The following is a 26,497-nucleotide window of genomic DNA, read 5'->3' as shown; positions in this document are numbered from 1 at the left end:
GACTCACCCTCTACCAGATCCTCGACACCCTCCAAGACCTGCTGAACTGCTGGACCGGCACCTGCACCACCTGCCACCAACCCCTACCCAGCAGACCCACACCAAGATCAAGACAGACCTAACGGAGTCCTACTAGTGCCATGTCAGGCAACGTGTGCCCTGTCGACTGCGGCTCCTGATGTGGCGCGAGCACCTGGACCAGCGGTGCTTGCGGGTGGCTTCTGGGTCATCCGTCGAGGAACTCGATTCGATTGTGGCGGAGTCAGCGCCCGGTCGCACCGTCGATCAGTTCGCGGACAATGTCAGCGTGACCGGCGTGGCGGCCGGATTCCTCGATCATGTGGGTGAGTGCCCAGCGGATGCTGGGAGCGGGGCGGTTCGGCCGCGGCTGCGGCCAGGGGACCGGTGCGCCGAGGTCGGTGCACCCGTCGAGAACCTCGTTCGCCCGCTCCACCGCCTTCCGGTAGCGGTCGACGACGTCGGCCACGCAGTCCGTCGGTGCGGCCTGGAACGTCGCCTGCCAGTCGGTGACGTTGTCCCCGAGGAACGTCGCGCGCTCTACGAACGTCAGGTGGTTGAGCAGGCCGAGCAGGTTCGTGCCCGACGGCACTCCGGCGGTTCGGACCTGTGGTTCGGGGGCGCCCTCGACCTTCGCGGCGATCGAGGTCCGTAGGTAGTCGAGGAAACCGCGCAGGGTTTCGATCTCGCTGCTTCCCGTCCGGGGCGGCGGGGTGTCGCGGCGGCGGTTGCGGCGGGAGGCGGTGGGCACAGTTGTCTCCTTCACGGGGGAGCGGCTCTGGTGCCGGGTCAGGCGGCGGTGCGGCGGACGAGCAGGACGTGGTCGGTGACCTCGGCGGTGCGCCCGCCCGGTCCGGTCGCGATCCGGCGGGGTGCGTCAGCCCGTTCGACCGTCCAGGTCGCCGGGTTCAGGTCGATGTCCGCGGCGACCTCATGCGGGGTCGGGTACCGGACGTCGGGATCCTGGTTCCACGACCACGGCGCGGTCGAGCCGTGGTCGACGACCAGCAGCCGCCCGCCCGAGCGCAGCGCGTGCGCGGCCGCGCGCAGGACGGCTGCCCTGTCCAGGTCGAAGGGGGTGTGCAGGTAGTGGGCGCAGACCACGTCGAACGTGCCCCGCGGGAAGGTCCCGCGCAGGTCGTGCCGCTCGGCGACGAGCCGGTCGCCTAGGCCGTGTGAGCGGGCGAGGCCGGCTAGCCGCTCGACCGTCACGGCTGAGATGTCGACGGCGGTGACGTGCCACCCCCGGCGGGCGAGCCACAGTGCGTCGCCGCCGTCGCCGCATCCGAGGTCCAACGCGTCGCCGGGCGGCAGGCCCGCGAGCGTCTCGGTGAGTCGTACGTTCGGCCGCGGGTCGGTGACTGCCGGTCGGGCCGCGTAGACGCCGTCCCAGAACGTGCTCATATCGGTGGTGCTCATCGAGGCTCCTTAACTCGGGTTCACTCGGGACACGCTCAGTCTTGCCAGGCCCGTCACGATCTGGCACGGATTCTTGCGGTTCTGGCAAGATGGGCTCGTGGACGGCGAAACGGAAGACGTGCTCGACGCGGTGGGGCGGCGCCTGCGTGCGCTGCGCCGCGACCGGGGGATCACCCTTGCTGATCTCGCGGCGACGACCGGGGTGTCGCAAAGCACGCTGTCCCGGCTGGAGAGGGCAGCGCCGGGCGACCCTGGAGTTGCTGCTGCCGCTGGCCCGTACCTACGACGTTCCGTTGGACGACCTCGTCGGTGCCCCGCGCACGGGCGACCCCCGGATCCACCTGAAGCCGATCCGGCGGTTCGGGATGATCTTCGTTCCGTTGTCCCGGCGACCGGGCGGCACGCACGCGTTCAAGATGATCATTCCCGCTCGGCCGGAATCTCTCGAACCGACCCCGCAGACCCACGAAGGCTTCGAATCGTTGTACGTACTCAACGGTCGCCTGCGGCTGGTGCTCGGCGAGCGTGACCTGACTTTGTCGGCCGGTGAGGCAGCCGAGTTCGACACGTCCTTGCCGCACTGGCTGGGCAGCGCGGACGGCGGCGTGGTCGAGCTGCTCATCCTGTTCGGCCTACAAGGGGCCCGCGCGCACGTGCGCGCGGGCCCCTCCGGCCGTTCAACCGCTTGAGCGTCGTCACCCGGCAGCCCGCCGGCGACCACCAGCCCGGCCAGTCCGCCTCACGGGGACTAATACCGCATCAGAGAACCTTTGGCCCTTTGCCCCGTGGTGTCGGCGTACAACCGAATGTGCCCAGGCAGGTACGGCTCAACGTGACCAGTGCTCCCGCTGTGGGTGCGGGGGCCACGTGCCGGGCTCTCACCGCACAGACGAGGATGGCCCTCGGCCACGGTCGTGGTCGAGGGCCGTCCTCGTGCCCACACGGGCCACGGCAACGGGTCGGTGGCCGGTTGGGCTCAGCGCTTGGCCACCAGGACGTGCGCGGCGGTCTGGGTGGTGAGTTCGGCGGCCTGGCCGCCGCTGCCGACTATCACGCCGCCGGGTGAGGCCGTCACGCTCACGACCGCGCCGGGTTGCACTCCGGCGTGCCGCAGGGTGTGCATCAGTTCGGGGTCGGTCTGGATCGGCTCGCCGATGCGCCGCACGACCGCGCGTGCGCCGTTGGGCCCCGGCTCCAGGGAGTGAGGCTGACCACGCTCTCGTCGGGGAACGGATCCACGGTGGGCTTCTCCCCGAGCTCCTCCAGGCCCGGGATGGGGTTGCCGTAGGGCGACTGTGTCGGGTGCCGCAGCAGCTTGAGGATGCGGCGTTCGACGGCCTCGCTCATCACGTGCTCCCAGCGGCAGGCCTCGGCGTGGACCTGCTCCCACTCCAGCCCGATCACGTCGATGAGCAGGCATTCGGCGAGCCGGTGCTTGCGCATTACGCGGACGGCGATCTGCCGGCCCTCCTTGGTCAGCTCCAGGTGCCGGTCGTCGGCGACGTGCAGCAGGCCGTCGCGCTCCATGCGGGCGGCGGTCTGGCTGACGGTGGGGCCGCTGTGGTTCAGGCGCTCGGCGATGCGGGCGCGCAGGGGGGCCACGCCTTCCTCCTCGAGCTCCAGGATGGTGCGGAGATACATCTCGGTGGTGTCGATGAGTCGGGACATGCGGTGTGTCAGGCGGGGGTTTCTGCGGTGGCAGTCAGGACCGCGCGGCCGAGGATGTGACCGGCCATGGTGAAGCCCAGGACGGCCGGGGTGGCGTCGGCCGGGACGCCGATGGATTCGACGTCGAGGGCGTGCACCACGACGAAGTAGCGGTGCGGGCCGTGGCCGGGCGGCGGGGCGGCGCCGATGAAGCGGGCCGCGCGGGCGTCGTTGGGCAGCTGGAATGCGCCCTCGGGCAGGCCCGAGCCGGTGTCGTCGCCGGCGCCCTCGGGCAGCTCGGTGACGGTGGCGGGAATGTCGGCGACCGCCCAGTGCCAGAACCCGGACCCGGTGGGGGCGTCGGGGTCGTAGACGGTGACGGCGTAGCTCTTGGTGCTCTCCGGGGCGCCGCTCCAGGACAGCTGCGGGGAGAGGTCCTTCCCGCCGGGGACGCCGGAGATGCCGGAGAACTGCTCGGGCGACCAGGCGGCGCCGTCGGTGACGGTGGTGCTGGCAACGGTGAAGGAGGCCGCCTCGGGGAGGCGGGCGAAGGGGTCGTTGGCGCTCAACGCGTCGTTCCTTTCTGGACGGGCTGTGGCGTGTGGCGGCGATGCGTCCGACGGGGGGCACGCGGCGTCGCGTAGTGGCACCGCCATCGGCTTTCATCGGGCCATCCGGATCGACCATAACACCAATAATCGATTATTCGCTCCATCGTCTATGATGACGGCATGACTCAGACGGCCCACACCTCGACCTCGCCGGGGAAGCAGATGCTCTCCGAGCAGGTCTACGCACACCTGCGGGACGCGATCATGCGCGGCGACTACGCCCCCGGTGACGCCCTCAAGCCGCAGGATCTCGCCAAGGAACAGGGCGTGAGCCTGGCCGTCGTGCGCGAGGCGCTGGTGCGGGTGGTCGGCGAGGGCCTCGCCGACCGGCTGCCCAACCGGGGCTTTGCCGTCCCGGCCCTCTCTGACCGCCGCTGGCAGGAGATCGCCGAAGCCCGCCGGACCATCGAACCGGTCGTGCTGCGCATGTCCATCGAGCGCGGCGACGTCGACTGGGAGGCCCGCCTACGAGCCGCACACCACCGTCTGGCCCGCACCCCGGCGTACGTGCCGGAGGAGGGGGCCTATTACAGCAGCGCATGGTCCGAAGCCCACCGGGTCTTCCACCGCGCCCTGCTGGAGGGTTGTGGCAACCCCGTGCTGCTGGAGACCTTCGACCGGATGTGGACCGCGAGCGAGCTTGCCCGCCGCTGGGCGGCGCTCCGCATCGCCGAACGGGTAGGCATTGACGAGCACCGCCGGCTGGAGGAGGCCGCGCTGGCCCGCGACGCCGACACCGCGGCCGAGGTCCTAGCCCAGCACCTCACCCAGACTCCGGCCGCACTCACCGGCCGTACCCACCACGAACCCCCGACGGACGCCTGACGTGCCCTACCAACCCGGCGGGACGGGCCGCAGTCTCCGATGAGCGCCACCACAACTGCCTCCAGCCGACCGCCGGGTGATGCTCAGGCCGCCGCCTGGGCGGCGGGCGCTCTACCGGCGGATCAAGGCGGTGGAACGCCTGGACCACGCGGACTCTGCGTGTGTGGAGGTCGAAGGGCCGTCGTCCAGGCCGTCGAGTCCTGCGCGGTGACGACACGACACCGCCGCTAATGGTGGGCACGTTCGCGCGTACCCGGCTGGGCACTTTCATGCGAACGCCGACACGTGGTGACGTGACGCGCCGTTCGGATGCTGATCTGGACGGCGCGGTGTCGCCAGGCTGTCCGGGTGGCAGAACGAGTTCGCGTCCGTGAGATCGATGACGACGAGGGGCAGCGCCTCTTGCGGATCGTCCGCCGCGGCACGGGGGCGGTGGTGACCTGGCGGCGGGCCCAGATGGTGCTGCTGTCCGCGCAGGGCATGGCCGCGGCGAAGATCGCCGAGGTGACCTTCACCAGCCCGGACCGGGTCCGGGACGTGATCCACAACTTCAACACCGACGGCTTCGACTCTCTCTACGCCAAGTACAAGGGCGGCCGGCCGAAGACCTTCACCCTGCCCGAGCGCCGCGAGATCAAGAAGCTCGCCAAGTCCAAACCGGCCGAGCACGGCCTGCCGTTCTCGACCTGGAGCCTGACCAAACTGGCGGACTTCCTGGTCGCAGAGGGGGTGGTCGACGACATCAGCCACGAGGGCCTGCGCATCCTGCTCCGCGAGGAAGGCGTCTCCTTTCAGCGCATAAAGACCTGGAAGAGCTCCCGCGACCCGGACTACGCCGCGAAGAAGGCCCGCGTCGAGCACTTGTACGCCATCGCCGACGGCGAGGTCATACCCGAGGACGGTGAGCCCGAGGTGGTGTTCTGCCTGGACGAGTTCGGCCCGCTGAACCTCCAGCCACACCCGGGCCGGCAGTGGGCCGAACGCGGCGGCAAGGTCAAGGATCCCGAGCGCGAGCCCAGACCCAGGCGGCGGGCGACCTACACCCGCTCCCACGGGGTCCGGCACCTGTTCGCCGCCTACGACCTGGCCAAGGACAAGCCGCACGGCCACATCAAGAAGACCAAGAACCGGTCGAAGTTCCTGGAGTTCTGCCGCTACCTGCGCACCCTCTACCCGCCGACCGTCCGCCTGGCGATCGTCTGCGACAACTACTCCCCCCACCTGACCACCAAGCGGTGCCGCCGGGTGGCGGACTGGGCCGAGGCCAACAACGTCGAGATCGCCTACACCCCTACCAACTCCTCGTGGCTGAACCGCATCGAGGCCCAGTTCACCGCCCTGCGCTACTTCACCCTCGACGGCACCGACCATCCCAGCCACAAAGAACAGGGCAGCATGATCCGCCGCTACATCATCTGGCGAAACCGCCACGCCAACGACGAACGCCTACGTGCCGTGGTCAACAGGGCGAACGTTGCCTGACGCGGCACTAAACGGTGCTTGCCGTGACTGCTGGCCAGTTCAGTCGCTGGTGTGGTTATGGGTGGGAACCTTGCTGATGTCAGGTTGTGGGCCGGTGAACTGGACGCGCTGCATGAGCGGTTCGTGCACCGATGCAACCAGCAGGAGCCGCGCCAGCCGGCGCTGGATTGCATGCGCGGCCTGGTTGCGCCGCTGGAGCGGAAGAACGGCTGGACGCTGGCGGAAGAAGCCGGGCACGAGGGTCCCGATCGCATCCACCGGTTGCTGAACCGGATCGAGTGGGACGCCGACGAGGTCCTGGACGACCTACGTGACTACGTCGTGGAACACCTCGGCGACAGAGGCCCCCGCCTGAAGACGGGGGCGCCCGCGCACATCACTTCGTCTGGTTGTGCACGCCGGCTAGGCGGACCTGTCACGCGTGGGCATGCCCGCGCCGGTGTCCGTGCCCGCGCCCTCGGCCGGTGAACAGCCGGTACAGCGCCAGGAGGATGACGGACCCGACGATGGCCGCGACCCAAGTGGACAGGTCAAAGAAGCCGTCGATCGAGTCAACTCCGAAGATCACCTTGCCGAGGAAGCCCCCGAGCAGGCCTCCGGCGATACCGATGAGCATGGTGACGATGATTCCGCCCGGGTCCTTGCCCGGCATGAGCGCCTTGGCGATAGCTCCTGCGAGCAGACCGATGACTATCCACGCGATGATGCCCATGGCAGTGTTTCTCCTTGTGTCCGATTCGCCGGACGTGTTCCCAACGAACACATCACCAAACAGCGGTTGGCACTGGAGACCTCGGACGCACGACCCTGATACGGCGTCGGAGAACATGCACTGTGGTGGTACGGGTTGAAGACCATCCAGCAATCGATGCAAATTCGCTGACGGGCAGTTCCACCAGCAGAGGCAGCAAGTGCGGGATACCTTCCCGTGTTCGCCCCCAATGTCCTGGACTGCCTGCAGAACCTGTTTTCGGTCTACCGCACCCTCAGCACCGCCACCTCGGCGAGGTGAGTTGCTGCGTTGATCGAGAAGGCCCATGGCGTGGGTGCTCATCGCCGACCGCGGGTGCCGCCCGCTCCGTCCGTTTGCTCTTGCCGCGCGGGCTGGGCGGTCCGCAACCGGTCGAGCCGGGCCACCACCGGCCCCGCCGTGACACCGTGCAGCACCACCGAGGCCAGTACGGTGAACGTCATCACCGCCCACAACTCGCGTTCCGGCACCGGGAAGTTCTGCTGCTCCAGTGCGTAGGCGAGGTAGTACAGAGAACCGATACCCCGGATGCCATAGGCCGCGACCACCCAGCGCTCCCGGCCCCGCGGGCGGCCACCGAGCAACCCGGCCCACCCGGACAGCGGTCGGATCACCACCAGCAGTACCAGCGCGGTGGCGGCGCCCTGCCAGGTCAGCGAGGCGAGGCCCTCCAGTGCGACGTAGGCGCCCAGCAGAAACAGCAACGCGGCGGTGAACAGGCGCTCGATCTGCTCCACGAAGTCGTGCAGGACGTTGTGGAAGCCATGGGCGCCCTCGGCCGCCCGGATCGCGCACGCGGTGATGAACACGGCGAGGAAGCCGTAGCCCCCCGCCAGCTCGGTCACCCCGTACGACAGGAAGGTGGCGCCCAGCGCGACGAAGCCCTCCCGGTGTTCGGACAGCCGCAGCACCGGCGAGCGGGTCCGGAAGAACAACCAGCCCAGCAGTCGGCCGACCAGCAACCCGCCCACCACACCGACCGCGCACTTGACCGCGACGTCCTCCACCACCCACGCGCCGGCCAGCGTGGTTGTACACACCAAGGGCGTAACTGTCGAACAACTCGGCGAATGCGGCTGGTTCACCCGCCCGTAGCCGGGCACGCATGTCAGTGCTCACCTCTGGGACCTGTCGGATCCTCTGCCCCACTTCCCATGACGTGCGTCACGTCCAAGACACGGTCCGTGCCGCACGTGATGCCCGGGCCCGGACCACGACCGGCGCATCGCACGCGCGAGACTCGGCAGCAAGGAGGCAGCCGCTCCCGCATCGCCGCAGTCTTTGCGCCTGGAGGGAGCGCCTACTGGGTCAGGTGGCGTAGTTCGTTGTCGTAGAGCTCGGCCGCATCGAGTCCCATGCCGGTGAAGTGGCCTGCCAGTTCCAGGGAGAGGATGCCGTGCAGGCGGGTCCAGAAGAGCAGGGCGCGGCGCAGGGCGGCCGGGGGTGCGGGGTGGTCTGCCGCCCATTGCCGATGCTGGGCGAGGTGGGCTTCCAGGCGGGTGTCGGGGTGACCGTCGTCCACCACGACGACGGCCTGGCCGATCGGCTCGGCGGCGTCCAGTAGGGCTTGCATGATCCCGGATGCGATCGCGGTGATGTCGTCGGGTGCGTGGTAGCCGGGGACCGGCGTGCCGTAGATGAGGAAGTAGCGCTGGGGGTCGTCCAGTGCCCATGCGCGCAGCGCGCGTCCCAGTCCCGCCAGGTCCGCGCCCGAGGCGGCAGCGGTGCGGAGGGTGTCGGCCAGGCTGCGGTAGGCGTCCTTGATCAGTTCGGTGATCAGCACGTCTCGGCTGGCGAAGTACCGGTAGAGCGCGGGGCCGCTCATGCCCATCTGCTTGGCGATGGCGTTCAGGGAGAGCCCCGGTGCCCCGGCGGCGGCGATCTGTTCCCAGGCGCGTTCCTTGATCTCGGCCCGTAGCTGGGCGCGGTAGCGGTCGCGTGGTGTCTCCTTGCCCGCGACGGTCATGTACTCATCCCTTCTCGCGTGTGATCACCGGTCCTGAGGATCCGGGCGGCTCGGCACCCGCCTGAGTTAGACCCTATTACGAACGCTCTTGACTGTCACCCTAGCGAGAAGTTATAACCTATAACGAAAGCGCCAGCCACTAACTGTGCTGGTCGGGTCGATGGAGGTCGTCATGAACGCTGCAGAGATGGTCGAGGTTGTGCTGCCGGGCAAGGTCGAGCCGGAGGGACTGCAGATGCGCCGGGGGGACGTCCCGACCGCCGGTCCGGGCCAGGTCGTCGTCCGAATGGAGGCGACCGGTGTGTCCTTCGCCGAGCAGCAGATGCGCCGCGGCCGCTACTACGACCAGCCGCCCTTCCCATTCGTCCCCGGTTACGACCTCGTCGGCACCGTCATGGCGACGGGCGCCGGCGTCGCTCCCGGCCTTGTGGGCACCCGGGTGGCCGCGCTGCTCAAGGTCGGCGGCTGGGCCAGCCACGTGGTCGTCGACGCCGGCGACGTGGTGCCGGTCCCGGACGGGGTCGGCGCGGCGGAGGCGGAGACCGTGGTGGTCAACGGGATCACGGCGTGGCAGATGCTGCACCGCAAGGCCCGCGTCCGCGCCGGGCAGCACGTCCTGGTGCACGGCGCCAACGGGGGAGTCGGCTCGGTCCTGGTCCAACTCGCCCAGGCCGCGGGAGCGAAGGTGATCGGCACCGCTTCAGCGCGCCACCACGCGGCCCTGCGGCAACGGGGGGTGATCCCGATCGACTACCGCAACGAGAACATCCCGGCCCGCGTCGGCGAGCTGGCGCCGGGCGGAGTGGACGCGGTCTTCGACCACGTCGGTGGCCGCAGCGTCGTCGACTCCTGGAGCCTTCTCGCGCCCGGCGGCACGCTCGTCTCCTACGGCAGCGCCTCCACCCGGGACGATGAGGGCTCCAAGCAGTGGCCCGTGCTCAAGCTGCTCGGCCGCATCTGGGTGTGGAACACGCTGCCCAACCGCCGCCGCGCCTACTTCTTCAATGTCTGGGCCGGCCGGGCCCTCAGCCCCGGCCGCTTTCGGACCCGGCTGCACGCCGACCTCACCGAGGTGTTCGCTGCGCTGAAGCGCGGTGAGATCACTGCCCAGATCGCCGCCGAGCTGCCACTCACCAGGGCCGCCGAGGCAATGCGGCTGGCCGAGTCCGGCACCGTCGCCGGAAAGGTCGTGTTGCACGCCTGACGCCGCACCCAGATCCCGCGCCCACACGTGCCCCGGTGGCCGGCACCGTTCCCTCGCCGCCTCACCGTCCCCGCATCCCCTCCGCGCCGCGTTACGGCGCGAACGCCCTCGGGAGAACCTTGCCATGCCCAGTCCCAGATTCCGCACGTATGTCCGGCGCACCCTCACCGCCGCGCTCGTCACCACGGCCACTCTCGCCACCCCCCGCGGTCGCCGCTCCCGCCCAGCCCGAGCAGAACGCCGCCGCGACCCGCATCAGATGGACCGCCTGCCCCGACGCGGAGTTCGAGGGAATGCAGTGCGGCACGTTGCGGGTCCCGGTCGACTACGCCCACCCGCGCGCCGGCAGCCTCACCCTCGCCCTGGTCCGTCGCCCCGCCGACGACCAGGCGCACCGCCAGGGCACGCTGCTGCTCAACGACGGAGCGGGCGGGTCGTCGGTCGAGCAGCTGCGACTGGCGATGCGCATCGGCTTCCCGTCGTTCGCCGGCGCCATGAGCCGTAACTTCGACCTGGTCGCCGTCGACCCGCGCGGAGTGGGCCACAGCACGCCGGTCCGCTGCACCACGCCCCTCAAGCCAGCCGGCGTCACCCACTTCCCGCAAAATAAGGCGGAGTTCGACACGCTTGTGGCTCACAACCGTGCCTTCGCCGCCGACTGTCTGCGCGAGAACGGCCCTCTGGTCGCCCACACGGACCTGACCAGCACCGCGCGGGACTTCGAAGCCGTGCGCACCGTGCTCGGCGAGAAGCAGCTGAACTGGTACGGCATCCACTACAGCACCCTGCTCGGGCGCACCTACGCCCACCTCTACCCCGGCCGACTGCGCACCATGGTCCTGGACACGGCGCTGGACGACACCACCACACCCACCGAGCGGATCCGCCGGGAAGCAGCCACAGCGGAAGAGGCGTTCCACCGCTTCACCGCCTGGTGCGCCGCGTCCACGGACTGCGCCCTGCACGGCAAGGACACAGCGGCCGAGTACGACGCCCTCGTCGCCCGCGCCGACCGCACCCCGATCCCCACCGCCGACGGCAGCCGGGCACTGACCGGAGAAGACATCCGCGCCGCCACCCAGGACTACCTGACGCTCTCCGGCGTCACCTGGCCCGCCCTCGCCCAGGCCGTGGTCAAGGCCCAGGCCGGCGACGCGAGCGACTTCACCTACGAGCCCGACGACACCCTCGACCCCGTGCAGGTACAGGTCCCCGCCTGCCTGGACACCGAGCGCCCGGTAACCACGTTCGATCAGCTCACCCGGTTGCGCAACGACCTGGCCCGGATCTCCCCGCACCTCGGCGGCGCCGTGCGCTCGTGGACCGCACTCACCGGCTGCCTAGGCTGGCCCATCCCTGCCCACCCCGTCGCGGCCGGGTCTCCCGTGTCCACGGGGCGCCTCCCGCGCTGATCGTGCAGTCCACCCACCAGGCGCTCGCCCCGCACAGCGCAGGCTTCGCCATGGCGGCCCAACTGCCCGGCAGTGTCGTCCTTAGCCGCGAAGGCGACGACTAGAGCATGTTCCTGCTCTCCCAGTGCGTGCGCGACGCCACCAACCGCTACCTGACCACTGGCGCCCTGCCTGCACCCGGCACCACCTGCACCGACTGACACCCGTCCCTTTTCCACCGGACTGATATGCGAGGAACCATCATGACCACCACCGCACGCAACCGGATGCGTCTGCTCATCCCTGCGGCCCTGGCCGCCCTGGCCGAAAGCGCTACGACGGCCGCCGCATACCCCTCCTCCGCCACCACAGCCACAGCCGAACACGCGATCACGTCGCAGAGCCACCAGGCGCCCGCCAAGAGCCCCCAGGCGGTGCTCGACGCCTGGCTCCGCCTCTGGAACGGCGACTTCACCCAGGCATCCGGCATCATCTCGCCGGACTTCACGGTCCACGCCGCCCTCCTCGACGGAGGGGACGGCAGCAGCATCCGCGGCACGGACGGTCTGGTGGCCTGGATCGCCCAGACCCGCGCTGCTTTCCCCGACCTGCGCTTCTCCCTGCAGACCGACCCGCTGGTCGCCGGACACCGTGCCTCCGTGCGCTGGACGGCCACCGGCACCTACGCCGGCGGCTTCCCCGGTGCCAAGGCGCAGCCCGGCACCATCGTCACCTTCACCGGCACCGACACCCTGCGCATACGGAACGACAAGTTCGTGGAGTACTGGCTCAACTCGGACACCCTCCAACTGCTCACCCAGCTCCGGGCACTGTGACGCACGCTCTGCGACCTCCGCCGCCCTCCCCGCCACACCGCCGGGGAGGGCGGCGGACCACTATGAGCCAGGCGGGCGCCGACCGCTCCAGCACTCTCGATCCCGGCGCCCAGCAGATCCAGCGCCAAGACATCCAGACTCCACCCGCATGCGTCCGTCGCCCCCTCCAGAACGACGCGGTCGGCCATGAGGCGGAGATCGTCGGGACGACCGGGGTCACCGCAGGCCTCGACCACCACCCCGCCCGGTGAACTGGCAGACATGGTCGACGTGCCCCCGGTGTCCCCCGCGACGCGGCTTTCTACGTCCAGCGCATTCCGATGGCAGAGAGCTGTTCCACGCCCTCCGGCGACAGCACGGCGGCTCTGCTGCGTTGGTTGCCAATCCAAGCACCCAGCCTGATCTCTCGTTCCTCCTGGGTCAGCCGAGCAGTTCGCGGGCGGCCAGGGCGGTGCCTTCGACGCGGGCGCTGATCTTGGCGAAGGCAGTGTCGCGGGAGGTGGAGGTGTCGTCGGCGAAAGGGGAGAAGCCGCAGTCGTCGCAGGTGCCCAGACGGTCGAGGGGCAGGTGACGGGCGGCGGCCAGGACGCAGTCGCGTACCTCCTCCGGCGTCTCGACGCGCGGGTCGATCGGGTCGGTGACCCCGATGAACACCTGGGCCTGATCAGGGAAATGTTCAGCGAGGACGGCGAGGACCTTGCCCGGTTCCGGCTCGCTGGCGAGCTGGACGTAGAAGGCGCCGGCCTTGAGCCGGACGAGTGTGGGCAGCAGAGCCGTGTAGTCGACGTCCAGGCTGTGGGTGGAGTCCTGATCGCCGCCGGGGCAGGTGTGGATCCCGATCCTGGCCTGTTCGACGGTGGAGAAGCGTTCCAGGACGCGGTTGTTGAGGGCGATGAACTGATCCAGCAGGCCTCCGCTCGGATCGAGCTTCAGCGCGAGACGGGCCTCGGTGAAGTCGAGCTGGACGCGGTGCGCACCAGCGTCCAGACAGCGGCGGATGTCCGCTTCAGCCTCGGCGGTGAGGTCGTCGAGGAAGGCTTCGCGGGGGTATCCATCGATACCGTGGGGCGGGTAGAGCAGGCTGAGCGCCGACGGCGCGATGACCGCCTGCTTCACCGGCAAGGCCGTGTGCTTGCGTGCGGCGCGCAGGTAGCGGTCGGCGTACACGCCGTAGCGCAGTGGTCCGGCCGTCAGGCGGGGCAGCTGCCGTTGGTGTCCGTCGGCGAACGGGATGACGACGCCGTCGGGTGCCAGTGCGGTCAGGCCGGTCAGGGGGTAAGTGGCGAAGCTGGGCTTGGCCTGTTCGCCGTCGGTGACCACCGGGGAGCCGATCTCCTCCAGGCGGCGGACGGTGTCGCCAACCGCGCGTTCCTGGGCGGCGGCGAGTTCCTCGTCGCCGATCCGGCCCGCGGCATGGTCTGCCATGGCGGCGAGCAGCTCGGCGGGCCGCGGGATGCTGCCGATCGGTTCGGTGGGAATGTCCACCGTGGCCCGGCTCACGGCCCGATCTCCAGCTGTGCCTCACCGCTGCTGCCCTGGAGTCCGGACAGCAGGCACGTCGTGGGCAGCTCACCGGGGAGCGCGGCAACGGTCCGATGGGCCGCCAGCCCTTCACCGCGGCCCTCGACGACCCGGCCCGACAGCCTGACGACGAGGACGCCGGCGACACGAATGGTGGTGCTGCCGTTGTATGTGATCGACGACCGTTTCCCATCGGCGTAATGGACGACTTCCCCAAGGCGCGGGCTGTTCACCGTGATACAGGACGCCGCGGGCGACGTCCCTTCCATGTAGCCGGCTGCCGGCACCGTCCGGCCGGGAGCGACCCCGCAGGTGTAACTGGCATGCGTCTGGACGCGGGTCTGGCGGGGCAGCACAGTCAAGGGCGGGTCGTACGTGCTGGTGCTGGAACCCGTACACAGAACGCTCTTTGCGGGCACGGACTCGTGGGCCTGACCAGATGGAGCCCCCACCATCGACGAGACCACCAGGCCCAGGGAACTCAGGGCCACTGCCGCACTGTGTCTGCCGAACATCCACCCTCCACGGAATCCGATCTTCCAACGGGTTGTGACTACCCCAGGCCGCTTCTGCCGTCCCCGGCTCCCTGAGGCACACCCTCCGCGCACTACGCGCAGTCCGCGTGGGGAAACGCCCCCACGCCCCCCAAAAGGGGCGCCTTGATCCCCAACCCGACGGGTAGGACAGCCAATTCGGAATGAGGCACTCACCCTGAAACGCCACGGCGGAAGGAATCGCGATGGACCAGACAGCCGCGCACAGGCTCGTCTTCGCCATGCTGGACGCGGACGGAGACGGAGTCGTCTCCAGAGAGGAATACATGGCGCGCACCAGGAACGTGGCGCTGGCCATGGGGCTCGAGGAAGACGACCAGCGCGTCATCACCGCACGCACCCTCGGCGAGCAAGCGTGGGCGTCGATGGACGCCGACCGCGACGGAAAGATGACCTTCGACGAGTACACGGCATGGGCCGGCGCCGAGGCGTTCGACACCGTCTGCGCGCCCGTCCTCGGCGCGCTCTTCGACCTCGCGGACGCCGACCAGGACGGCGCCCTCGACCTCTGCGAGTTCACCGCCCTGCGCACGGCACTGAACAACCCGGCCACCAACGCTGAAGCCGCGTTCGCGTCCCTGGACACCAACGGCGACGGCCGCATCAGCCGCGACGACTACCTCGCGTCCATCCGAGCTCATGTCGCCGGCGAAGGCTCCCCCATGGGCAGGGCGCTGTACCGCAGGCCGTTCTCCGACATCCCATGATGATCAACGCCATAGCGAAGAACCAGCCCAGCGCTGCGGGCCGACCAACTGCTCGTGCCGGGCACCACGGAAGGTGTTCACCGAGATCTGTGACGCCACGATGTGTCGAAGTCCGCCCGGGCCCAGCCCTCGGCTCGACCTCTGTCGAGCCGGCGCCGACTCGACACTCCGTAACGGAAGCCGCGAGGTGTCACGCAGGTGCAGGCCTGTGCGCGCCGCTGCTTGCTGACTTACTTGGGCGGGCGGTGTCCTCATTCAGGCCGGTGACGCCGGTCGGGCCGGGCAGTTGGCCTGGCACGGAACTGAAGAGCCTCGCTCGCCGGGGGCCTGGGCGCCTGCGAGACGGCAAAGTGAGTGCGAGCAACCTCCTGTACGCGCGTATCCGGAGACTACGTTCGCGACAGAACCCGCCCCGCTCCCCTGGGGCCCGAGCGGTGCATGCTCCACTGCGCGAGCGGCAGCAGGGCGTCCAGCAGGGCCTGGCCGTCGGGGGCCAGCTGATAGCGGATCTGTACGGGCGTCGTGGGGATGACGGTGCGCTCGATGAGGCCTTCGGCCTCGAGTTGCTTCAGGCGCTGGGAGAGCAGCCGGTCGGAGATGCCATCGATCATCGCCCGGTACTCGCCGAAGCGCCGGGCGCCCTGACCGGCGGCCTTCAGTACGGACCCCGTCCAGCGGCGTCCGATCAGTTCGAGGGTGTCCTCGAAGCTCGGGCAGGTGTCGTCATGAATGGGGCTCACTTACCAAAGGTTAGCTCCTTACCCACCGTTTTGCCAGCGGGGAGGCCCGGCCCACTCTGGACTCATGACCGACTACGGACGTCAACTCTCCTTCGGAGTAAGCCTCGACCCCTCCGCCGGGACATGGGCACTGACCCGGCGCCTCGCGCGTACGGCGGAGGACTCGGGCCTGGACCACCTCGTCGTCCAGGACCACCCGTACCAGCCCGGACACCTCGACGCCTTGACCCTGATCACGCACCTGTCGGCGGTCACCGACCGCATCTCCTTCCTCACCGGCGTCGCCGACCTGCAGCTGCGCCCGCCGGTGATGCTCGCCAAGGCCGCCGCGTCGCTGAGCGTGCTCACCGACGGACGGATCCAGCTCGGTGTCGGCGGGGGCGGCATCCCCGACGCCATCGCCTCGATGGGCGGGCCGGCGCGACGCGGCCAGGACATGGTGGCGTTCACCGAGGAGTCCTGAGGCTCCTGCGCACGGCCCTGGCCGGAGGCGTCGTACAACTGCACAGCCCCTACCACGCCGTCGACGGCTACCGCGCCGGGCCGGTGCCCCCGAAGCCCGTCGAGCTCTGGCTCGGCGCACAGAAGCCCAAGATGCTCGCCGTCACCGGCCGGTCGGCCGACGGCTGGATCGCTCCGCTGAACCTCTACCTCCCGCCGCGGGAGGTGGTTTCACGGCAGCGCATCATCGACGAGGCGGCCACCGGCGCGGGCCGCGACCCGAGCACACTGCGGCGCGTCTACAACGTGATCGGCGTGATCGGCGACCACGGCCGCGGGAGCGGTCCCGGGCTCGTCGGCGATGTGCGGCGGTGGGTGGACACCCTCACCGAGTGGACCGTCGAACTCGGCTTCGACACCTTCGTCTTCTGGCCCGCCACCGACCCCGAGCAGCAGCTCGCACTCTTCGCAGGCGAGGTCGTGCCCGCGGTGCGCGAGCGCGTCGACACCCTCCGGAGCGGGCGATGAACGGCACCCTGTCCACCGTGCCGGCCGAGCTCGCGGGCAAGGTGGTCACGCCCGACGACCGCCGCTACCGGCCGCTCCGCTCCACCTACACCACCATCGGCCACCCGGCCGCCGTGGTCCTGCCAGAGTCCGCGGGCGACGTCGCGGCGGCGCTGCGGCTCACGCGGGAGATGGGCCTTCGGGTGGCCGTCCGCAGCGGCGGACACGGCCTGTCCGGCAGCGGCACCAACGACGGCGGGCTCGTCATCGACCTGAGCGCGATGCACCGGGTCGACGTCCTCGACCGCAGCTCCCGACTGGTCCGCGTCGAGGCGGGCGCCCGCTGGGCACAGGTCGCTCAGGCGCTCGCCCCGCACGGGCTCGCCATCAGCTCGGGCGACCACGGCAACGTCGGTGTCGGCGGCATCGCCACCGGGGGCGGCGTCGGATGGCTCGTACGGCACTACGGGCTCACCATCGACCACATCCGTGCCGTCGAGGTCGTCCTGCCCGACGGCACGTACGTACGCGCCGACGCGGAGGCCGAGCCCGACCTGCTGTGGGTGATGCGCGGGGCCGGAGCGGGTGCCGGGATCGCGGTGGCCTTCGAGATCGAGGCCATGGGACTCCGCGACGTCGGCCACGCACAGCTCGTCGCCGCGGTCGACCCTGCCGGGGAGACGCTGCGCCGCTGGGCCGACGTCATGGCACGGGCGCCGCGCGAGCTGTCGACGGCGGTGATGCTGTCCTCCCAAGGCACCGCCACCGCCGCGTTCATCACCGCGGTCGTGGCCTCGGACAATCCGTCCGTCATCCGCGACGCCGTCGAACCACTGCTCGGCATCGGCGATGTGAGGGCCCAGCAGGCCCACGTCGTCCCCTACACCGAGCTGGTCCCACCACACCACCTGCACGCCAACACCGGCCAGATGCCCGCCAGCACGACCAACGGACTGCTCACCGACATGACCCCGGACGCCGCCCGCGCACTGGTACTTGCGTCGGCCGGCCCCGACCCGGTCCTGATCCAGCTGCGGTCACTCGGCGGCGCGACCCACGACCCTGCCCCCTCGGCCACCGCGTTCACCCACCGCCACCAGAACACCCTCGCCATCGCCACCGCGTTCCCGCCGGACGCCGCCGCCGCACTGACCGCCGCCTGGCGCCCCCTGATCCCGCACACCGACGGCGCCTACGTGAACTTCGAGAGCGCCCCCGACGAAACGACGTTTGCCCGCACCTACCCGGGACCGACCGGCACCCGCGTCACCGACCTGTGGAAGCGCTACGACCCCGACGGCGTCCTGCGCCCGGGGCCACCGGCCTGAACGCCGGCCGCCTCGATCTCACCGACCACGAGCCCGCGGCACCCGCCGCGAGCGCTCGACCTTTCATCTCACCCCTTTACTGGAGATACTTCATGGCCACGTTGCTGCACATCGACTCGTCCGTGTTCCCGGGCGGCGCCTCCGCCTCCCGCGCCGTGACGGAGACCTTCCGCACGACCTGGGAGGAGCAGCACCCGAAGGGCACGGTGATCTACCGCGACCTCTCCGTCGACCCCGTCCCGCACATCACCGCCCACGCCCACACGGCCGGGTTCGCCGACCCGGACGCCCACACGCCCGAGCAGGCCGCCGCCTTCGCCGAACGTGTGCAGCTGATAGAGGAGTTGGAGCGTGCGGACGCGGTGCTGATCGGCGCGCCGATGTACAACTACACGATCCCCTCGACCCTCAAGGCCTGGCTGGACAACGTGATCCTCTTCGGCCGCACTTCGGGCGATAACCCCTCCGCCAAGGGCACCCCGGTCACCGTCGTCGCCAGCCGCGGCGGCTCCTACGCGCCCGGCACCCCCAAGGAGCCCTACGAGTACGTGCAGAACTACCTGACGGCGACCCTCGCCGGCATGCTCGCCCTCGACCTCGACTTCATCGTCCCGGAACTCACCATGGCCCCGCACGTCCCGGCCATGGCCGAGCTGGTGCCGCTGTTCGAAACCTCCCGCGACCGCGCCTTCCAGGACGCGGCCACCAAGGCCAAGGCCCTCGCCGAACGCCTCGCCGCGTAAACGCGTAAACACGGGAACGCCGTGCGCGTCCTGCCACCGAACTGGGCGCGTATCCGGACTCCGCCGAGAAGCCGGCGCATTGCCGGAGTAGCCCACGGCCGGAGTGAGCTGGGTGAATCGCTGGTACTGGTGGAAGTCCACGCCCAGCACCATCAGGCGCATGCCCTTTGGTCTGCAGGGTCGCCTCAGCGCCTCCAGTTGCAGTCCCTGCGGTTGCAGTCCCTGCGCCGCAGGGGGCCGTAGGGACCACTGGACTTCCAGGCGTCCCCGGCCGGGCGGCTTTGTACGTCCGGCGTTGCGCGGCCCCGCCGTCGCGCGCGAACAACACCAGCGGCGCCCGATCCCCTCGCCCGCCGCCCGGAGCCTGTCCCACCCATTTCTCTGTTCTTCCTGCTGGGGGGGTGCCCCTATGAGTTTCGTCAACCTGTGGGGGTGGGTTGGGGTTCGTAGAAGGTGCCGTCGCGGAGCATCGCGAAGAGCACGTCGGCTCGTCGTCTCGCGAGGCAGAGGAGGGCTTGGGTGTGGTGCTTGCCCTGAGCGATCTTCTTGTCGTAGTAGGCCCGCGAGACCGGGTCGGCCAGGGCCGCGAACGCGGATAGGAAGAAGGCCCGCTTGAGCTGCTTGTTTCCGCGGCGGGAGGGTTGTTCGCCGCGGATCGACGAGCCCGAGCTGCGGGTCGCCGGAGCGAGTCCGGCGTAAGCGGCGAGGTGGGCGGCGGACGGGAAACTGCTGCAGTCGCCGACGTCGATGAGGATCCTGGCTCCGGTCCTGACGCCGATTCCGGGCATGGACGTCAGGACCTTGGAAAGAGGGTGGGCCTCCAGCAGTTCCTCGATTCTCGTGGCGAGGAGTTTGCGCTGGTCGAGGACGGCTTGGAGCGAGCTGGCGAGGCTGGGGACGATCAGGGCAGCGGCGTCCGTGCCGGGGACGACGACGGTCTGTTCGTCGAGCGCGGTGAAGATGTCCTCGACCAGCTGCTCGGCCATCCTCGGAGCCTTCGGGCGTATCAGGCTGATCAGCCGGCGCCGTCCGGCCTTGCGGATCAGGGCTGGCGAGCCGAACTGGTCCAGCAGTCTGAGTACAGCCGGGTGCTGGATGCGCGGGCCCAGGACACGTTCAAGGTGCGGGTGGATCTGGGTGAGCAGGCCGCGCAGCCGGTTGCTGATGCGGGTGGCCTCGCCGGCCAGGTCGTCGTCGAAGCCGACGATCATCTCCAGCTCGGCGATGGTCTCGTCGTCCAGCTCGATGGAGCGGAGCGTGTGCGGCATCGACCGGGCGGCGTCGGCGATGACGAAGGCGTCACGGGCGTCGGTCTTGGCCTCGCCGGGATAGAGGTCGGCGATCCGCCGCATCGTCAGACCTGGCAGATAGGCGACCTGGCAACCCATGTCGCGGGCCACCGCGATGGGCAGGGCGCCGATGGAGGCCGGCTGGTCGACGATCAGGAGCACGGTGCCGTGCTTGGCCTGCAACTTCGCGAAGACCTCGCGCAGTTTCGGCTCGCTGTTGGGCAGCCGCTTGTCGAAGGCTTTCTTCCCGGCCGGGGTGACAGCGGTGGCGTGGTGTTCGCCCTTGCCGACGTCCAGGCCGAGGAAGACGCCGATGTTGCTGGTGTCGATCACGTGCAGTCTCCGGTCGTGCTCGCCCGGCCGTCCAGCGGCACCGATCGCCACATCCACATTACGAAGAGCCTCCCTGCCTCCGGAGAAGCCGGTGGTCATGCCCCTAATCAGCGGTCTGTCGATGCCTCCGGAGCTGGTGACACCACCCCCCGGGCCATGCGTTCGACAGGGGGGACCAGTCATGCCAGCTCCAGAGGCCGGGAGCCCCATTGCGGGGCCACGAAGAAGGTAATGGGGGGCGTGGTCCGGGCGCGTAGAGGGGATGTCGGCCTGCCGACCACGGCCGAACCAGCCTGGTGACGTGCGGGTTCACGGGCAGGCGCGGCTGCGGGTCCGGACGGTTGTCGGCCGGGTTGTCGGGAGGGGATTACGGCCTGGTCCACGGAGTCAGTGCGGTGTGGACCTTGTCTGCTGGTTGATCACTTCGCCTGGGCGAGCGAGACCGCGTCGGGACCGGCCGGGAATCGCAGCTGGCCGGTCGTGTCGTGCGCGGCTCGCCACACTGTCTCGGCGACGTCGCTCTCCTTGGTGAACAGGTCCTGGCCCGTGAAGTCGCCCATGGCCTTCTTCGCCCATGGTGCGTAGGGCGCCGGGACCAGCTCGTCCAGCGAGGCGCCGTTCGTCGCGTTGGCTGCGAAGTTCGTCGTCAGGCAGGCGCCCGGCTGGACCGTCTTCGCCTGCACACCGAAGGGCGCGAGCTCGAGCGCGAGGGATGCGGTGAACCCCTCGATGGCCATCTTGCTCGCCTTGTAGACGGCAGAGAGCGGCATGTGGCCCAGCACCACGCTGGAGGTCACGTTGACCACCACGCCGGAGCCGCGCTCGCGGAACTGGGGCAGCACCGCCTGCGTCGTCGCCATCACGCCGAACGTGTTGGTTTCGAAAACTTCCCGCACTCGGGCCATGGGGCTGCCCTCGAACACACTGATCGAGGGAACGCCCGCGTTGTTGACCAGGACGTCGATAGGCCCGGCCGCCTCGAACGCGGCGGCGATGGTTTCGTGCTTGGTCACGTCGAGCTCGACGACACGGAGCCGGTCCGACTCGGGCAGGACGCCCGCACGGGGCGTGCGCATCGTGGCGATGACCTTCCACCCCTGGGAGTGGAAGTGGAGGGCGGTCTCCCGCCCGTATCCGGATGAGGCACCAGTGATCAGGACTGTCTTCATGCTGCGATCCTCGCGATGTAATGGGATCCGCGGATGGACAGGCATTTTCCTGCCCGGCGGAAGAACCGGTGATCCCATTGAATCGCTCTGACCTGCGCTGACAGTAGAACTATTCTCGCTTCCTCTTGCACGATCCTCCTCCGTGGCGCAACTCCGCTCAGGGCAGGACGCCCGCAGGGGTGTTCCGCAGGCGGGCCGCGTCCCGGCTCGGGGGTGCGCCGAACTGGCGGCGGTACTCGCGGCTGAACTGCGACGGGTTGTCGTAGCCGACGCGGTGGCCGACTCCGGTGACGTCACCCGGGTGGGTGGCGAGCAGCAGCCGGGCCTCCTGGAGCCGGATCTGTTTCTGGAACTGGATGGGGCTCATCGCGGTCACCGCCTGGAAGTTGCGGTAGAAGGCGGAGACGCTCATGCCGGACAGGCGTGCCACGTCTTCGACCCGGAACGGCTCGGCGTAGTGCTCGCGGATCCAGCGCACGGCCCGGGAGACATGGCTGAGGCCGCTGTCGGCGAGGCCGAGCTGGCGCACCGCCGCGCCCTGCTCGCCGGTGATCAGCCGCCACAGGATCTCGCGTTTGACCAGCGGGGCCAGTACGGCGCGGTCGCGTGGTTCGTCGAGCAGGCGCAGCAGGCGGACCACCGCGTCGAGCAGCGCGGGCGGGGCGTCGCTGACGGCGATCCCCGACGGCGCGCCTGTGCCGGCGCGGGGGGTGTCGCCGGGACCGGCCTGCAGCAGCAGTTCGGCGACGGCGGACGGTTCCAGCGTGAGGCCGAAGCCGAGGGCCGGCCGCTCGGGGGCAGCCTGGGTGAACTGCCCGGTGACGGGCAGGTCGACGGATGCGACCAGGTACTGCCCGGCGCCGTACTCGTAGACCCGGTCGCCCAGCGCGAGGCGTTTGGCGCCCTGGGCGATGACTGCGAGCACCGTGCCGGTCATGGAGGGCGCCGGCGGATCCGGGCGGTCGACCTTCGAGATCAGGACGCCGTCGATGGCCGTGGTCCAGTCGGGCCGGGCATGCCGGGCCAGCAGGGTGTGGAGCTCTTCGAGGTACATGCGTCCATTGCAGCACCATTCGGTATCCCGGCTCGCGTAGCCGCGAGGATTGTGCAAGTAAGAGCGAGCATCGGTCTAACGTTTCCGCAGGTCACGCGGGTTGAATGGAATCACCTCACTCCATCAACGCAGAAGAAGGCCTTCATGATTGCCAAGTACGGCTTCAACGCCACCCTGACCGCCAGGCCCGGAATGGGCGACCGGCTGGTCGACCTGCTGCTGACCAGGCTGGACGAGGGCAGCCCCGGCTCGAGCGAACACTGCGTCGTCTACCTCGTCTCCCGTTCCGCGTCCGCCCCCGACGTCGTCCACGTCACCGAGGGCTGGACCAGCGAGGAGGACCACCACCGGATCTTCGCCGGCGAGGCCGCTCGGGCCGTCGTGGCGCAGATCGACGGACTGCTGGCCACGGAGCCCCAGCACACCGACTACGTCCCGGTCCGCGGCAAGGCCGCCTTCTGAACCCCGGATCCCCCGGCCTGCCGGCCGCATCGGCGCCTGCCGAGGCGACCGCCATCCCCGTCCGACCGTCCGGCACCACCCACGAAAGACATCGACCATGGCCACAGCACGACCCGCCCTGGACCCCGAACTGCGTGAACTGCTCGCCGACATGCCGCTGGTGTCCCAGCTCAGCCCTGAAGTCCTCAGGCAACTGCGCCGACTCCCCTCGACGCCCATCGAGTCCCTGCTCGCACACCGGCGGGTCGACCGACGCGAGATCACCGTGCCCGCCAAGGACGGTGCCCCGATACCCCTGTCGGTCTTCCGCCCCGCGAACACCGATCGCGCTACCGCCGCACCCTGCGTCTACTGGATGCACGGCGGCGGGATGGTCATGGGCGACCGCTTGTCGCAGATCGACATCCCGCTGGAGTGGCTGGACGAGTTCGGCGCGGTCGTGGTCTCCGTGGACTACCGGCTGGCACCCGAGGCCACAGGCACCGCCCTCGTCGACGACTGCTACCAGGGACTGCTCTGGATCGCCGAACACTCCGAAGAACTGGGCATCGACCCCGCCCGGATCGTCGTCGCCGGCGCCAGCGCGGGCGGCGGCCTCGCCGCCGGTGTCACCCTATTGGCGCGCGACCTCGGCACCCCGGCGATCGCCGCGCAGATGCTGATCTGCCCCATGCTCGACCACCGCAACACCAGCGCCTCCAGTCGCCAGTACTCCGGCGGGCCCGGCGTCTGGACCCGCGAGATGAACGAGTTCGCATGGCGCGCCGTCCTCGGCGGCCTCACTGACGACGAGGTGTCTGAGTACGTCTCGCCGGCGTTGGCCGAGGACCTCTCGGGCCTGCCTACCACCTACATCGACACCGGCTCCGCCGAGGTTTTCCGGGACGAGGACACGGACTACGCCACCCGCATCTGGGCGGTCGGCGGCCAGGCCGAACTCCACGTCTGGGCGGGCGGCTTCCACGGGTTCGACGCCCTGTATCCGCAGGCAAACATCTCGTCCACAGCCCGCCGAACCCGCACCGACTGGCTCGCCCGACTCCTGCCCTCGAACGGCGCCGCATAAGTACCTGAACGGAAAATCTCCCCGCGCCAGGGCAGGCTGCGCCCATCGGTGGCCAGGGGTTTGGGCGGGTTTGCTGGCAGCGTGCTGGACATCGGAGCGAGTCAGACGACCGCCACTGGTGAGGCCGACACCGATATTAAGGTGGAGGGGCCGGCCGGGATCGAGACGAGTACCGACTCGAATGCCGGTGTCGACCTCGATGCCGCCACCGACCTCGCCGACGCCCTCGACCAGCTCATGCGCCGCGTCCACAGCGGCCACGCCACCAAAGCCGAACAGGCCCTCCTGGCCCGCACCGCCCAAGTCCCCTCCCCACAGCCCGCCATCCGGAAGACAACACCGGCCAGAGTTCCGACAGGCCTGGCTCAGCAGGACGAGGACGACAGCATCGACGACCTCGCCGACGTGCCCGATGACAACACCCACCCGCCGCGGCCACCAGGTTCGGGCTCTACGACGCATACGAGGAAGCCGGCAATGGTGATCCCCCGCCCTCGCCCGCAGAGCGCGAGCAGCACAACAGCCACCGACGCCGGCGCGGCCACACCGAGCACGGCGCGCGCCAGCCGGGGCCCGCCGAACGCGGCAGGATCACCGACGTGCACCCGGCCCAGGCCGGCCCCGAAGACGACCGGCCGGGAGGCCTCAGGGGTCAACTCGACGTCGCGGGCGAGCAGTTTCACCAGCACCGCCCGGATCGCCGCGACGTTCGGGTGCGCGGCACCGCCGCCGGGCGGGTAGTCGATACACGTCAACTCGCGTACCAGCTCCGCCACGTCGTGATCGGGCAGCCGGGACCGCGCCCTTCTGCGCGATCAGCCCCCGCATCTCCTCCTCGTCCGCCCAGGGCGCGACCCCTTCGCCGACCCAGCCTGTGACCGCTCCCCCATCCCCGGCCGCGCCCGCGGCGACCTCCCCGGCGACGTCGCCGTCGGGACGGCCGGCAGCCTCCGCCTCGGCGGCCGCGCGCTCGACGACGGCCTGCAGCGCCAGGTGGCCGGCGTGCTCGTCCTCGAACGCACCGGCCAACAGCTCCTCCCACCACGAAGATCCACTCCCCCGTCCGCTCCTCTCGCGGAAGGACCGTGCACGCCCAGCGGGCGGCCAGGCGCAGCGTGGCCCCCACCGCCCCGCCGCCGTCGCGTACGCCGGAGTGGGCGAGGACGGCGCGCAGCTGGCCGGCGTCGACGACGTCCCGGCGCACGGCCAGGCGCAGCAGCGCATCCCGGGCGAACCAGCCGGCCGCGGCAAGTATTGCGCCCGCGAGACGCCGGCGGCGCCCTCACCGGCCGGTGCGGCCGGCCACGCCCGGGCGGCGTCCGTGTCGGCGTCGGCGACGTGTTCGACGAACGCGGCGGCCGGCCACCGTCCGCCGGCCGCCGTGTCCGGCATCAGCAGGTGCGGCGCGTGCTCCTGCAAGACCGTGAGCCACACCGTGGCCGGGCCGGAGCGGAAGAAGTGCGCCTCGGCGCGCGGGTCCGCCCAGCCCGCGAGCTCCCTCGCCTCCGCGGCGCCCGGGCGTTCGAGGGCGACGAGCTGAAGGACACGGGCCACACGGTGCGGCAGCGGCACCAGCAGCTCCCGGGCCGCGCCGAGGACATCCGTGTACAGGCGGGCGGCCTCGCCGGGGTCGGCCGTACGGCCGTTCAGGATGCCCGAGGTCACCCCGTAGACGGTGCCCCACACCTTAAGCGCCGCCTCCTGCGCGGCGCCGAGCTCCACCTTCATCAGCCGCTCGACGATGCCCCGGGCGCGGGCCTGATGGTATCGGCCCGGGCGGTTGAGCTCCGTGCGCAGCACATCCGCGGCCGCCGTCACCCGCTCCCACGCCGCACCCGTCTCCCGCACCGGACCGGACCGATCGCCGGCGGTGGTGTCGGCGGCAGGCCCGTCAGCGGTGCCGGCCAGCTCCTCGGGCGGGCCGCCGGACGGCGCGTCCTCGGGCGCCGCCGAAAAGGCCCCGGCGGCCTGGACATCAGCAGCCAGGGCCGTGGCCGACGGCCCGAAGGCATCCACCGCGGCCAACAGCGCGGCCGCCGCGGGCTTCAGCCCCACCGTGACCGGGGCACCGGGCAGGCCCAGCAGGGCGTCCGCGGCGCTGCGCACACACGCCGCGGCCACCTCGGCCGGCCGTACGAAACCGCCGCCCGTGAGCACCCGGTGGGCATCCTGCAGCAGCCCCAACGCCCGTACATTCGGCTCACCCTGAGCCGTCAGGGCGCCGGCGAGGACATCGTCGACCTCGGGCAGCACCTCGTCGTTCACCGGAGCACCGTAGACCGCCAACCACGAGCCTGTGGCCGGATACAGCGGAGCCGACCAGGCGGCGCGACAGCCGCGAGGCGATGCGGGCTGGGGCCCGGCGCACGCGGTGTGCCGAGCCCCCAGCCGGGCAGAACGTGCGCCAACACGGTCTGCGGGATGTCCTGATGC

General features: G+C 70.2%; 26 protein-coding genes and 4 pseudogenes. 16 read left to right on the top strand and 14 right to left on the bottom strand.

All coding sequences use genetic code 11. The features are described from left to right. Nucleotides 1-262 precede the first annotated feature (262 nt). Together ACZ49J_RS28375 and ACZ49J_RS28370 are read right to left on the bottom strand one after the other, a co-directional pair. Nucleotides 263-769: a DinB family protein gene (locus ACZ49J_RS28375; RefSeq protein WP_467452529.1), complete on the bottom strand. Its 507-nt coding sequence runs from the start codon at nucleotides 767-769 to the stop codon at nucleotides 263-265. 38 nt (nucleotides 770-807) lie between these two features. Next, nucleotides 808-1,437 carry an SAM-dependent methyltransferase gene (locus ACZ49J_RS28370; RefSeq protein ID WP_467452527.1) on the bottom strand — a complete coding sequence of 210 codons (630 nt, stop codon included), beginning with the start codon at nucleotides 1,435-1,437 and terminating at the stop codon, nucleotides 808-810. A 97-nt stretch (nucleotides 1,438-1,534) separates the two neighbouring features. Here ACZ49J_RS28370 and ACZ49J_RS28365 point away from each other — a divergent pair. Further along, nucleotides 1,535-2,126: pseudogene (locus ACZ49J_RS28365) on the top strand (helix-turn-helix domain-containing protein). Nucleotides 2,127-2,413: 287 nt separating this feature from the next. On the opposite strand, the pseudogene ACZ49J_RS28360 reads toward ACZ49J_RS28365, so the two are convergent. Together ACZ49J_RS28360 and ACZ49J_RS28355 are read right to left on the bottom strand one after the other, a co-directional pair. After that, nucleotides 2,414-3,105 (bottom strand): annotated as a pseudogene (locus ACZ49J_RS28360) (metal-dependent transcriptional regulator). 8 nt (nucleotides 3,106-3,113) lie between these two features. Continuing rightward, complete coding sequence (locus tag ACZ49J_RS28355; protein WP_467452526.1) at nucleotides 3,114-3,653, bottom strand: YbhB/YbcL family Raf kinase inhibitor-like protein; 540 nt, start codon at nucleotides 3,651-3,653, stop codon at nucleotides 3,114-3,116. 162 nt (nucleotides 3,654-3,815) lie between these two features. Between ACZ49J_RS28355 and ACZ49J_RS28350 the strand changes: the two genes are divergently transcribed. From ACZ49J_RS28350 to ACZ49J_RS28340, 3 genes and pseudogenes are all read left to right on the top strand, one after another. After that, complete coding sequence (locus ACZ49J_RS28350) at nucleotides 3,816-4,520, top strand: GntR family transcriptional regulator (protein ID WP_467452525.1); 705 nt, start codon at nucleotides 3,816-3,818, stop codon at nucleotides 4,518-4,520. Between the two features lie 348 nt (nucleotides 4,521-4,868). Further along, nucleotides 4,869-6,002, top strand: a complete 1,134-nt coding sequence (locus ACZ49J_RS28345; protein WP_467452524.1) for an IS630 family transposase — start codon at nucleotides 4,869-4,871, stop codon at nucleotides 6,000-6,002. A gap of 57 nt (nucleotides 6,003-6,059) precedes the next feature. Then, nucleotides 6,060-6,425, top strand: a pseudogene (locus ACZ49J_RS28340) (IS701 family transposase); the annotation flags it as partial. Here the strand turns inward: ACZ49J_RS28340 and ACZ49J_RS28335 are convergent. The 3 genes and pseudogenes from ACZ49J_RS28335 to ACZ49J_RS28325 form a co-directional block, all read right to left on the bottom strand. Further along, nucleotides 6,418-6,714, bottom strand: coding sequence for a GlsB/YeaQ/YmgE family stress response membrane protein (locus ACZ49J_RS28335; protein ID WP_467452523.1), 297 nt, complete (start codon nucleotides 6,712-6,714; stop codon nucleotides 6,418-6,420). The pseudogene ACZ49J_RS28340 and the gene ACZ49J_RS28335 sit on opposite strands and share 8 nt — an antisense overlap. A 338-nt stretch (nucleotides 6,715-7,052) precedes the next feature. Beyond that, nucleotides 7,053-7,772 (bottom strand): annotated as a pseudogene (locus ACZ49J_RS28330) (cation:proton antiporter domain-containing protein); the annotation flags it as partial. A gap of 281 nt (nucleotides 7,773-8,053) precedes the next feature. Next, nucleotides 8,054-8,719, bottom strand: coding sequence for a TetR/AcrR family transcriptional regulator (locus tag ACZ49J_RS28325; RefSeq protein WP_467452522.1), 666 nt, complete (start codon nucleotides 8,717-8,719; stop codon nucleotides 8,054-8,056). Between the two features lie 172 nt (nucleotides 8,720-8,891). Between ACZ49J_RS28325 and ACZ49J_RS28320 the strand changes: the two genes are divergently transcribed. The 5 genes from ACZ49J_RS28320 (at nucleotide 8,892) to ACZ49J_RS28300 (ending at nucleotide 12,401) form a co-directional block, all read left to right on the top strand. Then, a complete protein-coding gene (locus ACZ49J_RS28320; RefSeq protein WP_467452521.1) occupies nucleotides 8,892-9,923 on the top strand; it encodes a medium chain dehydrogenase/reductase family protein in 1,032 nt (343 codons plus the stop codon). A 149-nt stretch (nucleotides 9,924-10,072) separates the two neighbouring features. After that, a complete protein-coding gene (locus ACZ49J_RS28315) occupies nucleotides 10,073-11,335 on the top strand; it encodes an alpha/beta fold hydrolase (protein ID WP_467452520.1) in 1,263 nt (420 codons plus the stop codon). A gap of 107 nt (nucleotides 11,336-11,442) precedes the next feature. After that, on the top strand, nucleotides 11,443-11,535 hold the full coding sequence (locus ACZ49J_RS28310) for an alpha/beta hydrolase (protein WP_467452518.1): 93 nt from the start codon (nucleotides 11,443-11,445) through the stop codon (nucleotides 11,533-11,535). A gap of 42 nt (nucleotides 11,536-11,577) precedes the next feature. After that, nucleotides 11,578-12,150 carry an ester cyclase gene (locus ACZ49J_RS28305; RefSeq protein ID WP_467452517.1) on the top strand — a complete coding sequence of 191 codons (573 nt, stop codon included), beginning with the start codon at nucleotides 11,578-11,580 and terminating at the stop codon, nucleotides 12,148-12,150. A 62-nt stretch (nucleotides 12,151-12,212) separates the two neighbouring features. Further along, complete coding sequence (locus tag ACZ49J_RS28300; RefSeq protein WP_467452516.1) at nucleotides 12,213-12,401, top strand: hypothetical protein; 189 nt, start codon at nucleotides 12,213-12,215, stop codon at nucleotides 12,399-12,401. A gap of 169 nt (nucleotides 12,402-12,570) precedes the next feature. Here ACZ49J_RS28300 and ACZ49J_RS28295 read toward each other — a convergent pair whose 3' ends face one another. Continuing rightward, on the bottom strand, nucleotides 12,571-13,635 hold the full coding sequence (locus ACZ49J_RS28295; RefSeq protein WP_467452542.1) for a cobalamin-independent methionine synthase II family protein: 1,065 nt from the start codon (nucleotides 13,633-13,635) through the stop codon (nucleotides 12,571-12,573). An 11-nt stretch (nucleotides 13,636-13,646) separates the two neighbouring features. Further along, nucleotides 13,647-14,033 carry a hypothetical protein gene (locus tag ACZ49J_RS28290; protein ID WP_467452515.1) on the bottom strand — a complete coding sequence of 129 codons (387 nt, stop codon included), beginning with the start codon at nucleotides 14,031-14,033 and terminating at the stop codon, nucleotides 13,647-13,649. 377 nt (nucleotides 14,034-14,410) lie between these two features. Here ACZ49J_RS28290 and ACZ49J_RS28285 point away from each other — a divergent pair, with 377 nt between their 5' ends. After that, complete coding sequence (locus ACZ49J_RS28285) at nucleotides 14,411-14,932, top strand: EF-hand domain-containing protein (protein WP_467452514.1); 522 nt, start codon at nucleotides 14,411-14,413, stop codon at nucleotides 14,930-14,932. 389 nt (nucleotides 14,933-15,321) lie between these two features. On the opposite strand, the gene ACZ49J_RS28280 is transcribed toward ACZ49J_RS28285, so the two are convergent. Next, entirely contained in the window at nucleotides 15,322-15,672 is a 351-nt protein-coding gene (locus tag ACZ49J_RS28280) for a winged helix-turn-helix transcriptional regulator (protein ID WP_467452513.1), read from the bottom strand. Nucleotides 15,673-15,736: 64 nt separating this feature from the next. On the opposite strand from ACZ49J_RS28280, the gene ACZ49J_RS28275 reads away from it, so the two are divergent. The 4 genes from ACZ49J_RS28275 (at nucleotide 15,737) to ACZ49J_RS28260 (ending at nucleotide 18,691) form a co-directional block, all read left to right on the top strand. Beyond that, on the top strand, nucleotides 15,737-16,135 hold the full coding sequence (locus ACZ49J_RS28275; RefSeq protein ID WP_467452512.1) for an LLM class flavin-dependent oxidoreductase: 399 nt from the start codon (nucleotides 15,737-15,739) through the stop codon (nucleotides 16,133-16,135). After that, nucleotides 16,132-16,641, top strand: a complete 510-nt coding sequence (locus tag ACZ49J_RS28270; protein WP_467452541.1) for an LLM class flavin-dependent oxidoreductase — start codon at nucleotides 16,132-16,134, stop codon at nucleotides 16,639-16,641. The genes ACZ49J_RS28275 and ACZ49J_RS28270 overlap by 4 nt, the downstream gene beginning before the upstream one ends. Further along, nucleotides 16,638-17,948, top strand: a complete 1,311-nt coding sequence (locus tag ACZ49J_RS28265; RefSeq protein ID WP_467452511.1) for an FAD-binding oxidoreductase — start codon at nucleotides 16,638-16,640, stop codon at nucleotides 17,946-17,948. The genes ACZ49J_RS28270 and ACZ49J_RS28265 overlap by 4 nt, the downstream gene beginning before the upstream one ends. A 92-nt stretch (nucleotides 17,949-18,040) precedes the next feature. After that, on the top strand, nucleotides 18,041-18,691 hold the full coding sequence (locus tag ACZ49J_RS28260; protein ID WP_467452510.1) for an FMN-dependent NADH-azoreductase: 651 nt from the start codon (nucleotides 18,041-18,043) through the stop codon (nucleotides 18,689-18,691). A gap of 419 nt (nucleotides 18,692-19,110) precedes the next feature. Here the strand turns inward: ACZ49J_RS28260 and ACZ49J_RS28255 are convergent, their stop codons facing one another. From ACZ49J_RS28255 to ACZ49J_RS28245, 3 genes are all read right to left on the bottom strand, one after another. Continuing rightward, nucleotides 19,111-20,313, bottom strand: a complete 1,203-nt coding sequence (locus ACZ49J_RS28255) for an IS110 family RNA-guided transposase (RefSeq protein ID WP_467452509.1) — start codon at nucleotides 20,311-20,313, stop codon at nucleotides 19,111-19,113. 419 nt (nucleotides 20,314-20,732) lie between these two features. Further along, entirely contained in the window at nucleotides 20,733-21,482 is a 750-nt protein-coding gene (locus tag ACZ49J_RS28250; RefSeq protein WP_467452508.1) for an SDR family oxidoreductase, read from the bottom strand. 157 nt (nucleotides 21,483-21,639) lie between these two features. After that, nucleotides 21,640-22,536, bottom strand: coding sequence for an AraC family transcriptional regulator (locus ACZ49J_RS28245; RefSeq protein ID WP_467452507.1), 897 nt, complete (start codon nucleotides 22,534-22,536; stop codon nucleotides 21,640-21,642). A 144-nt stretch (nucleotides 22,537-22,680) separates the two neighbouring features. Here ACZ49J_RS28245 and ACZ49J_RS28240 point away from each other — a divergent pair, with 144 nt between their 5' ends. Both ACZ49J_RS28240 and ACZ49J_RS28235 read left to right on the top strand, forming a co-directional pair. Continuing rightward, nucleotides 22,681-22,998 carry a putative quinol monooxygenase gene (locus ACZ49J_RS28240; RefSeq protein WP_467452506.1) on the top strand — a complete coding sequence of 106 codons (318 nt, stop codon included), beginning with the start codon at nucleotides 22,681-22,683 and terminating at the stop codon, nucleotides 22,996-22,998. Between the two features lie 97 nt (nucleotides 22,999-23,095). After that, nucleotides 23,096-24,064 (top strand): alpha/beta hydrolase, encoded by a 969-nt coding sequence (locus ACZ49J_RS28235; RefSeq protein WP_467452505.1) that lies wholly within the window; start codon nucleotides 23,096-23,098, stop codon nucleotides 24,062-24,064. Between the two features lie 645 nt (nucleotides 24,065-24,709). On the opposite strand, the gene ACZ49J_RS28230 is transcribed toward ACZ49J_RS28235, so the two are convergent. Beyond that, complete coding sequence (locus ACZ49J_RS28230) at nucleotides 24,710-26,329, bottom strand: hypothetical protein (RefSeq protein ID WP_467452503.1); 1,620 nt, start codon at nucleotides 26,327-26,329, stop codon at nucleotides 24,710-24,712. Nucleotides 26,330-26,497 lie beyond the last annotated feature (168 nt).

Source organism: Streptomyces sp. NPDC030840, assembly GCF_055572015.1.
Note: the sequence above shows the minus strand (reverse complement) of the source record. Positions and strands in the feature narration are given on the sequence as shown.